The sequence below is a fragment of the Oleiphilus sp. HI0117 genome, from assembly GCF_001635235.1.
On the sequence record NZ_LWGA01000600.1, the window covers coordinates 1 to 9,931 of the forward strand.

General features: G+C 45.1%; 10 protein-coding genes. 5 read left to right on the forward strand and 5 right to left on the reverse strand.

Annotation, left to right across the window (positions count from 1 at the left end):
* From A3757_RS06670 to A3757_RS06680, 3 genes are all read left to right on the forward strand, one after another.
* Positions 1 to 1,519, forward strand: a 1,519-nt coding sequence (locus tag A3757_RS06670; RefSeq protein ID WP_068739337.1) for a biotin/lipoyl-containing protein, incomplete at its 5' end; no start/stop codon positions are given.
* 2 nt (positions 1,520 to 1,521) lie between these two features.
* Positions 1,522 to 2,352 (forward strand): NAD(P)-dependent oxidoreductase, encoded by an 831-nt coding sequence (locus A3757_RS06675; RefSeq protein WP_068510432.1) that lies wholly within the window; start codon positions 1,522 to 1,524, stop codon positions 2,350 to 2,352.
* Positions 2,353 to 2,509: 157 nt separating this feature from the next.
* Positions 2,510 to 2,749 (forward strand): hypothetical protein, encoded by a 240-nt coding sequence (locus A3757_RS06680; protein WP_156491574.1) that lies wholly within the window; start codon positions 2,510 to 2,512, stop codon positions 2,747 to 2,749.
* Positions 2,750 to 2,858: 109 nt separating this feature from the next.
* Here A3757_RS06680 and A3757_RS06685 read toward each other — a convergent pair whose 3' ends face one another.
* The 5 genes from A3757_RS06685 to ahpC form a co-directional block, all read right to left on the reverse strand.
* A complete protein-coding gene (locus A3757_RS06685) occupies positions 2,859 to 3,980 on the reverse strand; it encodes an NADH:flavin oxidoreductase (RefSeq protein ID WP_068510430.1) in 1,122 nt (373 codons plus the stop codon).
* Between the two features lie 121 nt (positions 3,981 to 4,101).
* Positions 4,102 to 4,662 carry a TetR/AcrR family transcriptional regulator gene (locus tag A3757_RS06690; RefSeq protein ID WP_068509249.1) on the reverse strand — a complete coding sequence of 187 codons (561 nt, stop codon included), beginning with the start codon at positions 4,660 to 4,662 and terminating at the stop codon, positions 4,102 to 4,104.
* 191 nt (positions 4,663 to 4,853) lie between these two features.
* The gene (locus A3757_RS06695; protein ID WP_068554784.1) at positions 4,854 to 5,783 is read right to left on the reverse strand and encodes a GGDEF domain-containing protein; all 930 of its coding nucleotides are present in this window, start codon (positions 5,781 to 5,783) and stop codon (positions 4,854 to 4,856) included.
* 135 nt (positions 5,784 to 5,918) lie between these two features.
* Complete coding sequence (gene ahpF / locus A3757_RS06700) at positions 5,919 to 7,487, reverse strand: alkyl hydroperoxide reductase subunit F (protein ID WP_068510428.1); 1,569 nt, start codon at positions 7,485 to 7,487, stop codon at positions 5,919 to 5,921.
* Positions 7,488 to 7,576: 89 nt separating this feature from the next.
* Positions 7,577 to 8,134, reverse strand: a complete 558-nt coding sequence (gene ahpC / locus A3757_RS06705; protein WP_368664618.1) for an alkyl hydroperoxide reductase subunit C — start codon at positions 8,132 to 8,134, stop codon at positions 7,577 to 7,579.
* A 167-nt stretch (positions 8,135 to 8,301) separates the two neighbouring features.
* On the opposite strand from ahpC, the gene A3757_RS06710 reads away from it, so the two are divergent.
* Together A3757_RS06710 and A3757_RS25120 are read left to right on the forward strand one after the other, a co-directional pair.
* Positions 8,302 to 9,192, forward strand: coding sequence for a hydrogen peroxide-inducible genes activator (locus A3757_RS06710; protein WP_068554782.1), 891 nt, complete (start codon positions 8,302 to 8,304; stop codon positions 9,190 to 9,192).
* 500 nt (positions 9,193 to 9,692) lie between these two features.
* Positions 9,693 to 9,931: DUF523 domain-containing protein (locus tag A3757_RS25120; protein ID WP_156506237.1), on the forward strand; the 239-nt coding region annotated here is incomplete at its 3' end.

A 9,931-nucleotide genomic window follows, 5' to 3' on the forward strand; every position in this document is an offset into this window, starting at 1 on the left:
AGCCTCTGCCGGTGGTGGTGGACGTGGTATGCGTCTGGTTTTTGAAGAGAGCGAGCTGGAAGCACAAATCAAAACAGCTAGTTCAGAAGCTGAGAATGCTTTTGGCAGTGGTGAGCTGATTCTTGAGCGTGCCGTGATCAAACCTCGTCATATTGAAATTCAAGTCTTCGCCGACAAGTACGGTAATGCTGTTTATTTTGGTGAACGCGACTGCTCTATCCAGCGTCGCCACCAAAAAGTGGTTGAAGAAGCGCCTTCGCCATTTGTCGACCCTGAACTTCGCCAGCGCATGGGTGAAGCGGCTGTACAAGCAGCCAAAGCTTGCAATTACGTCGGTGCAGGGACGGTTGAATTCTTGGTCGACTCAGATAAGAACTTCTACTTCCTGGAAATGAATACCCGTTTACAGGTAGAGCACCCGGTGACAGAGCTGATTACCGGTACTGACTTGGTAGCCTGGCAGCTCAATGTAGCGTCAGGTCAAGTATTGCCCAAGACTCAGGATCAAATCGAACTTAATGGACATGCCATGGAAGTTCGCCTCTATGCTGAAGACCCTGCAAATCAGTTTTTACCTCAAACGGGCCCGGTCCACCTTTGGGAGCCAGCTCAAGGTGACGGTTTACGTATCGATGATGGCATTATAACCGGCCAAACCGTCTCGCCTTTCTATGACCCAATGTTAGCCAAGATTATTGCCTATGGCGCAAACCGTGAAGAAGCGAGACGTCGTTTGATCCGTGCTGTTGAAGAAAGCACCCTATTTGGCTGCACCGTTAACAGTAACTTTCTATGCGAAGTACTACGACATCAGGTGTTCATCGATGGCGAAGCCACCACAGCCTTTATTGGTGACGACTTCGTTGACAGTAAAACTCTCAGCAAACAGACGCCTTCAGCATTGGCTGTTTCGCTCGCAGCCATGATCTCTTACTTGGAACAAAGCCCGTCTCGTACGGCAAGCCAACTTTCCCCTTGGGGCAACGAATTATCTGGTTGGAGCAATACTGGCAAAGCTCCATGGCCTTACCAGTTAAAGAGCGGTGAAGACAAGTTCGACTTGAGCCTGGAGCAAAACGAGAACGAATATTTAATCAAACAAGGTGATAATGAAACACGCATCGTATTAATGGGTAATGTGCCTGGCGTACTCACCTACAGTGAGCAAGGTGTGCGCAAAACCTGTCGCTATAAAGTGGTCGGGGGACAGATATTTATACGCCTAGAGAGCGAGTATTTCTGCTTTGAAGATTGCACTCATCAAGCGGCCGAAGCTCAAGATGGTTCAGGGTCTGGGAAAATTAAGGCAAGCATGGATGGCGCAATTATTGAAGTACAAGCTGAAGTGGGTATGAAAGTCGAGAAAGGACAAACGCTTGTTATTCTCGAAGCCATGAAAATGGAGCACCCTTTAAAGTCTGACGTTAATGGAATCGTCAAGGCTGTGAATGTTGCCCAAGGTGATCAAGTTAAATTGCGACAGCTGCTTGTCAACGTAACACCCGATAAGGCCGAATAAAGATGGGATCATTAGTTAATAAAACGATTATTATAACCGGCGCAAGCCGCGGCATTGGTCGAGAAATGGCACTTAAGTTTGCCGCCGATGGTGCGAATATCGTCATCGCAGCGAAATCAGCTGAAGCTCACCCTAAACTCCCCGGCACAATTTTCAGCGTTGCCGAAGAAGTTGAACAAGCTGGAGGACAAGCACTCGCCTTTCAAATGGATGTCCGAGAAGACGAGCAGGTTAAGGCGCTCATTGAGGCAAGTGTTGAAAAATTTGGCGGTATTGATGCGGTTATTAATAATGCTGGCGCAATCAAACTGATGAACTCTGAAATGCTGCCTTTGAAGCGTTTTGACCTAATGTATCAGATCAATACTCGCGCCGTACTGAGCTTATCAACGGCTGCGCTACCTTGGTTAAAGAAGTCTGAATGCGGCCATATTCTGAGCCTCTCACCACCCGTTAACCTCGACCCAAAATGGTTCCAGCATTATGGTCCTTATACCGTCACCAAGTATGGCATGTCGATGTTGACTATTGGGATGGCAGCCGAATACAAGCGCTACGGAATTGCAGTGAACTCCCTATGGCCACAAACATTAATCTCTACAGCTGCCATCGAATTTGAAGGTGGCGGAAAGTCGGCTCTTGAAAAAGGTCGTAAGCCCGCCATTATGGCCGATGCTGCCTACGAAATACTCACCACCCAAGATTGTGAGCTCAGTGGTGAAGTAATCATTGATGAAGACATCCTTCGCAAGAGAGGCGTGGATGATTTCGATCACTATCGCTACTCAGATGATCCAGATAAAAAACTGATGAACGATCTATTTGTCGATTAAATAAACAGAGAAACGATGAAAGGACTTGAGGAAGATCAATAAGTTGAGCTTCCTTTCATTTTTATCGATCTAGGGCGTCGCAAATCACAGTGGGAAAGTGGTAACATACATTGTAAGCATTTTCCAACGAGTTCTCTTCAGGCCTTTCATGAATACAATGAAAACCGAAAAAAGCCATGTTTTCAATGATAAGCGAGGCCAGGATCGTAGGCAGGATACTGCTCAAGCTCGAAAATATAAAAATAACCGCCGTAAAGCTGATCGCCGTAATATGGAGTTTAGTGAGCTGCCATGGTGGCTACAACGAAACTACGTTGATGTAAATATCACTCCAGTCCCCTCGAAAGCCAAGAAACTCAATAAAACCAAGCTCAAGTCTAGCCAAAAAGTCGGCTAAGCTTTCAAAAGTAGAGACATTGTAAACCTAATTTTCTTATACTAATTCGAAAATAGCGGAGACTGCTCAAATATTCTGTTACTCAAGCAGCCGTTTTCTATAAGCCTACTTAGATCAATTTCATCAATGCTGCTTTTGAAAAGTCCTGCAATTCATCCAAACGCTGTTCTTTCACTTTCAATACCCACTCAGGGTCTTGAAGTAGCGCACGGCCAACCGCGACCAGCTCAAATTCACCTTGGGCAACTCTGTCAGACAATTCAGCAATTCGGCTAGACGCCACTCCCGCCTTGTCAGACATCCCCAAGCTCGAGCCCTTCTCATCGATAAAACTACTATCTAGACCAACGCTACCAACGGTGATTACCGGCTTACCTGTCAACTCCTTAGTCCAACCAGCAAGATTCAAGTCAGAGTTATCGAACTCATTTTCCCAGAATCGGCGTGTTGAGCAGTGGAAAATATCGACTCCGGCTTCAGATAAAGGCTGTAGGAATTGTTTCAGTTCCTCTGGAGAGTTGGCCAACCGTGCCTCATAGTCTTGTTGCTTCCACTGAGAGAAACGTAAAATAATCGGAAAGTCCTCTCCGACCCGAGCTCTGACAGCCTGAATAAGCTCAACCCCAAAGCGAGTTCGCTTGAGCATATCACCACCATATTCATCAGTACGCTGGTTTGTTCCTTCCCAGAAGAACTGGTCAACTAGGTAGCCGTGCGCGCCATGTATTTCCACAGCATCAAAGCCAATACTTTTTGCATCTTCAGCAGCCTGTGCGAAAGCTTCAATAACCTCAGCAATATCTTCCTGCGTCATCGCTACGCCATTTTCTTTGCCTGGCTTAAACAAACCAGAAGGGCTATAGCCCGGTACAGACTTATCAGGCTCTACGCCCTCTTTACGAACTGAACCTACATGCCACAGCTGAGGCGCGATCTTTCCACCTTTCGCATGAACCGCATCAACTACTTTTTTCCAGCCAGCTAATGCTTTCTCACCATGCATGAAGGGGACATTAGGATAACCATTTGCAGCTTTATGACCAACTGGGGTGCCCTCTGTAATGATCAGGCCCACATCATTTTCAGCACGACGCTCGTAGTACGCGACAACTTGTTCATTTGGGACGTTACCCGGTGAAAATGTGCGAGTCATCGGCGCCATCACAATACGATTTTTTAGTTGTAATTTACCTAAGTCCAGCGTTTCAAATAAGGGGCTAACATTACTCATATAAATCTCCTATCTTAACTTTTCAAAGCTATTACTATTGCAAACTACCTACCTGAAGGTAGGCTTATTAAGCAAAAGAAAAGGCTTGCAACACGCTGTCAAAGGACAAGTGCTCAAACCTTTATTTGCGAATTAAATTCTCATATTGCTGCATTGTTTGGTGAAACAAATCCTGGCCATGTAGGCGAGCGTAATAAAGCGCGCCTTTGCAGCTAAAAATAAATAGCGCAGCCATTGCTCGCGTATCTTCAAGCTCAGCAAATTCACCCTGTTCTATACCTTCATCAATGACCTTCGTGACCCAAGCAAGCTCTATATCGTCGAGCTTCTTTATCTGCACCTTAATAGAGTCTGGCAGTTTGCTTAAGTCATTATAGAAGGCACTAATTGGGCATACTCGCTGCTCAGATAAGGCGTGCTTCATCGCGGCACTTAAATAACGTTCCAGCTTATTCCAATGATTTGCTGCACGTTGGTCGAAATAAGCAAGACCTTGGCTAAGCCAGTCATGCGTCCAATCACATAGGGCCAGACCGAGATCTTCTTTCTTAGGGAAGTGATGATGAACACTCGCCTTGGTAATGCCCAGTTCTCTGGATATATCTAAATAACTGAAGCCATCAAAGCCACGGTCCCGAAGCTTATCAGCAGAAAACTCGACAATACGTTGCTTGGTATTCATCAGGGAACCACTTCACTAAAATAGTTTGTTCAATTATTAAACACACCTTACCTACCTGAAGGCAGGTTGTCAAACCTATGCTAAAAAATTGAACATCAACCACCTCACGCAAGCCTGGCTTACCGGCCGGCACCCCGGATATGGGAGTTGACGTGAGTTAATCTAGATGCTATGTAGACTTGAATGAATGGCTAGAACAACTCAATATCACCAGAGCGATTATCGATAGCCTCTATTTCACCTTTGTCGACTAAGTTTTTATAGTTCTTGATACAGTTACGCCCACTCGCTTTGGCATGATAAAGCGCCGCGTCGGCTCTTTCGAATAGTAAGACGCTATCGCAGTTATGAGCCAGAAGGACAAAACCAATACTAACCGTAATATGATCTACTTGGGGGAAGTGATGATCAGCAATTTCTCTGCGCAAATCTTCTAGTAAATCCGCAGCCTCTGAGCGCCCCATACCCTGCAACAAAATAATAAATTCTTCACCACCAAAGCGATAAAGATAATCATCACGCTCAAAAAAATCTTTCATCAAGTTGGCAACAGCAATTAAGGTTTCATCGCCAATAACATGCCCAAAGCGATCATTCACTGACTTAAAATGATCTATATCCAATACAGCAATAACATTCTCATCATTCGACTTAGCATTATCGGTTAATTGCGTGTATTCGAGATCAAAGGAGCGGCGATTTTTTAAAGCTGTAAGCTGGTCTTTATTAGATCGATTTAAATGGCCATGTTGATTAACATAAACCGCGATGAGCTGAACGACTTGATTGATCAAACTGACTTTCGGCTCTATATCCAGCAACATGCTAATTTCTTGCCCGGTACTCAAATGTATCGGAAATACCGTTTCCGGCTCTGCTAGAGCCTTGGTATTAAGTGAAACCTTTGATTCGGATTTAGCACCAGAGACTGGCTGATAAGTGGCGAGCACGACAAGCTCAGTACTGAGTCTATAATCCCCAAGACATAAACGGACATAACCGGGATTTAATAACTTGCCGACCGCGCGAACAAATCGCTCATCAAGATTCTTGGAGGTTTCTGCATAGATCAAATCCACTAAGGATTCACAATTACAGAGATTGGGCTCAATAATTTTCATTAAGGGTCTGCTTGGCTATGTCATGGTCTGATACAAACATAACAGAGCAGAAAGTAAAGTCTAGAGAAGATTTACCGCTAGTAAAACAAAGCCAGCCCCAATTGGCTCAATATACCTGGGACTGGCTTTTTTAGGCTAGCCTTGCATTAGCAAGTAGTCAAAGGCTGCAAGAGAAGCTTTGGCACCTTCCCCCATAGCGATCACGATCTGTTTATAAGGCACGGTCGTCACGTCACCGCAGGCAAAGATTCCTGGTACGTCAGTCTGACCTTTGGCGTCTACAATTACCTCGCCATAGGCGTTCATTTCTACAATGCCTTCCAGGAAGCCACTATTGGGCACCAAGCCTATTTGGACGAAAATGCCTGATAATTCCTGGCGCTTAATTTCACCACTATCACGATCTTCGTATGCTAAGGCAACAACCTTGCCACCTTCAGCCAAGACTTCTTTGGTCGCTACATTACGCAGAATAGTAATATTCTCACGTTTTTTAGCTTGCTCAACCAAGACTTTGTCAGCCTTTAATTCAGGCATAAACTCGTAGATTGTGACAGATTTTACGATACCAGCTAAATCCAAAGCCGCTTCAACACCTGAATTTCCGCCACCAATAACAGCAACATCCTTACCTTTAAAGAACGGTCCGTCACAGTGCGGGCAGTAAGCAACACCTTGACCTATGTTTTCCTTCTCGCCAGGAATGCCAAGCTCTCTCCACTTTGCACCGGTCGCAACAATCACCGTCTTGGTTTCGATCACTTCACCCGAAGAGAGTTCAATCTTATGGTTTTCACCCCCCTGGCCTTTCTCGATGTTCGCGACTCGTAAGTGTTCTCTGACGGTCACGTCATATTCTTTAATATGCTGCTCCAAAGCCGTAGACAATTCCGGGCCGGTTGTTTTAGGCACAGAGATCAGGTTTTCGATCCCCATAGTGTCTTTCACCTGTCCACCAATCCGATCTGCGATGATCGCTACTTTCAAACCTTTTCGAGCACTATACACCGCTGATGCTGCACCTGCCGGGCCACCACCAATCACAACAACATCCTGAACAGGTAGTGCTTCAGCAGGCTCTGCTGCCTGAGTGATGTCGGGGTATTTAGCCATCAATTTCTCTAGTAGGACTGCCTGGTCAATTTTACCGTTAGCGAATACTTCACCATTCAAGTAAACACTAGGCACACCTTGAATACTTCGCTCTTCGATCAAGTCCGGATAGACACCGCCATCAATGGTTTCAGTGGTAATCTTATCGTTGACCAAAGCAAACTGATTCAAAGCCTGGACCACTTCAGGACAATTGTGACAACTCAAGCTTACAAAGACTTCGAAGTTAAGTGCTTCCTGTACACCACTTATGATCGACTTTATTGAATCATCCAACTTCATATCAGTACCCGAAGCGTGAAGCACCGCAAGCACTAGCGAATTGAATTCGTGACCGCCAGGAATACCGGAGAACCGAATTCCCGTATCTTCTCCATCACGTTCTAACAAAAAACTTACCGGGCTTTGCAATACTGATTTTATATCACGTTCTTCAAGTGAAATCTTGTCGCTAACCGATGCGAAACTGCTGAGAAATTCCATCAACTCCGCTTTTTTGTCATGCTCACCTGTTTGCACAACAAAGGTGATATCATTCTGCATATTGGCGGTATAGCCTTTAAGCGCGTTCAAAATGTCATTCGTCAACATTCTCTTATCCTCGTTTTAAATACCTTTGGAGATTCAGGAGGCTCTTATATGAACCTCCTGAGATACTGCTATTTAGCGTTTAATGCAGACTAGATCTTGCCAACCAAATCCAGGCTTGGAGTCAATGTTTCTTCACCTTGTTCCCACGCTGCTGGGCATACTTCGCCGTCATGTTGGTCTACGTATTGAGCCGCTTTGACCTTACGAACCATGTCTTTTGCAGAGCGACCGATACCTAGGTCGTGAAGCTCAGCAACCTTGATGATGCCTTCAGGGTTGGCTAGGAAAGTACCACGTAGTGCCAAACCTTCTTCTTCGATCATTACATCAAAGCCGCGAGTAATGACACCTGTTGGATCACCGATCATTGGGTAGTTGATCGTACCAATCGCCTCACTCGTGTCGTGCCATGCTTTGTGAGTAAAGTGCGTGTCAGTCGAAACTGAGTAAACTTCTACACCTAGCTTCTGAAGCTCTTCGTAGTGCTTCGCCATGTCTTCAAGCTCAGTTGGGCAAACAAACGTGAAGTCTGCTGGGTAGAAAAGGAAGATTGCCCACTTACCCTTTACATCTTCAGTTGTCACTTCTTTAAACTCGCCGTTGTGAAAAGCTTGAGCAGTAAATTCAGGGATTGATTTGTTGATCATGTTCGCCATGTTGTATTCCTCGATTAAGTTTGTGTTGTGTGTTTCGACAGGAATAAGATTAAGCGCGAACAAGAATTAAATAAATTGAATTAAATAAAAGGTGATGTTCAAAAAAACTGAACATTGATCTAAACTCATCACTATTATTGTGAGAAGAGAGCAAGACCATGATTTCACTCAAGCAAATTCACTATGCTTTGGCTGTCGAGAAAACGCTGCACTTCAAGAAAGCTGCTGAAGCCTGTTCAGTATCTCAGTCAGCACTGAGCACCGCCTTAAGTGAATTAGAAAAGCAGTTGGATATTCAAATATTCGAACGAGACAATAAGAAGGTACTGATTACCCCCACCGGAAAGATGTTTCTGCAACGGGCACAAAGTATCAAACTGGAAGTCGACAGCCTTTATCAACTATCGCAAAACCAGAAAGCGCCTTTAAATCATCCGATGACGGTTGGTGTCATTCCAACAGTCGGGCCTTACTTACTTCCCAAAGTCTTACCTGCACTTCGCCAACAATACCCTGACTTCAAACTGACAATTATCGAAGAGCAGTCTCATGTCCTGGTAGACATGATCCGCAAAGGCGAGATTGATACCGCAATTCTGGCGCTACCCTATCCACATGACGGACTGTTAGCCTTTGAGTTCTTTCAAGAAGACTTTTACTGGCTGACGCGCAATGATGCAGAGCAATCAGGTTTAGATGAAATCACCAGTACCGAAATAGATCAGTCAAAACTAATGCTACTCAAGGACGGTCACTGCCTTAAAGATCATGCCCTAGCAGCATGTAAGCTAAGTAATAATGAACAAAGTGAAACACTAGGCGCGACCAGCCTCAACACTTTGATTCAAATGGTGGCCGGTCGTATGGGTAGTACTCTCGTTCCCGAGATGGCCTTAAAGCAGATAAATAGCCAAAGCGATGACCTCAAAGCAATTCACTTGAATGAACCAGGACCTCATCGCAGAATCGCTTTTTTAAGTCGCCCCAACTATATCGGCGTCAAGAACATTGAGTGCTTAATGGAAGTGTTTGCTGAAGAACTTCGTTAAGAAAAAGTGATCATCTACTTCTATTTTTTGAACTATACAAATTGCACATGACTTGCGAAGCTAACAATGCAAACAATCAATAGGAGAAAGTCGAATGAAAAAGATTATCGAGACAATTAGCCCAAAAGCATCAAAGCATAGTAATGACAAGCCTTCTGCATGTAAGTCCTGCAACTACAGCAATGACTACTACCAGGACAGGGTTTGTCGCTAAACCCATCTAACTGTAGGCAAAGCCTTCCACAGCTCGCATGAGGAGTAGCATGGGGCAGAGTCTGCGAGGGGCGGAACCCTCTGCCTACGCGGGCACTAGGTAAACCGACTTCTGTAGGCAGAGCCTTCCATGGCTCGCAAGCGGGCTAGTACGGGGTTGATCCAGCGAAGGCTGGAACCCTCTGCCTACGGCAATCGTTATTTGTTAGATATAAGAAATACTATATTCATTCTCCTTCGAATAGTTCAAAATAAGCCTAAACTCGCTCCCCTAAGCACCAGGTACCATGTCACAAGCATCATATAAAATGCCAGGATCAAAACCTAAGATTGGTCTAAGCGCCTGCCTTGCAGGATTTGAAGTACGTTATGACGGAAAGCATAAACGCTCATCATTGTGCTTAGACGAATTGAGCAAACACTTCTCTTTTGAAACATTCTGCCCTGAAGCCGCTGCCGGTTTTGGTATACCCCGCCCCAAAATGCGACTTACCGGCAACCCTTCCAGGCCAACGCTACGGTATAA

Coding starts and splice junctions, on each gene's coding strand:
- A3757_RS06675 (WP_068510432.1), top strand. CDS start 1,522: ATGGGATCATTAGTTAATAAAACGATTATTATAACCGGCGCAAGCCGC.
- A3757_RS06680 (WP_156491574.1), top strand. CDS start 2,510: ATGAAAACCGAAAAAAGCCATGTTTTCAATGATAAGCGAGGCCAGGAT.
- A3757_RS06685 (WP_068510430.1), bottom strand. CDS start 3,980: ATGAGTAATGTTAGCCCCTTATTTGAAACGCTGGACTTAGGTAAATTA.
- A3757_RS06690 (WP_068509249.1), bottom strand. CDS start 4,662: ATGAATACCAAGCAACGTATTGTCGAGTTTTCTGCTGATAAGCTTCGG.
- A3757_RS06695 (WP_068554784.1), bottom strand. CDS start 5,783: ATGAAAATTATTGAGCCCAATCTCTGTAATTGTGAATCCTTAGTGGAT.
- ahpF (WP_068510428.1), bottom strand. CDS start 7,487: ATGTTGACGAATGACATTTTGAACGCGCTTAAAGGCTATACCGCCAAT.
- ahpC (WP_368664618.1), bottom strand. CDS start 8,134: ATGATCAACAAATCAATCCCTGAATTTACTGCTCAAGCTTTTCACAAC.
- A3757_RS06710 (WP_068554782.1), top strand. CDS start 8,302: ATGATTTCACTCAAGCAAATTCACTATGCTTTGGCTGTCGAGAAAACG.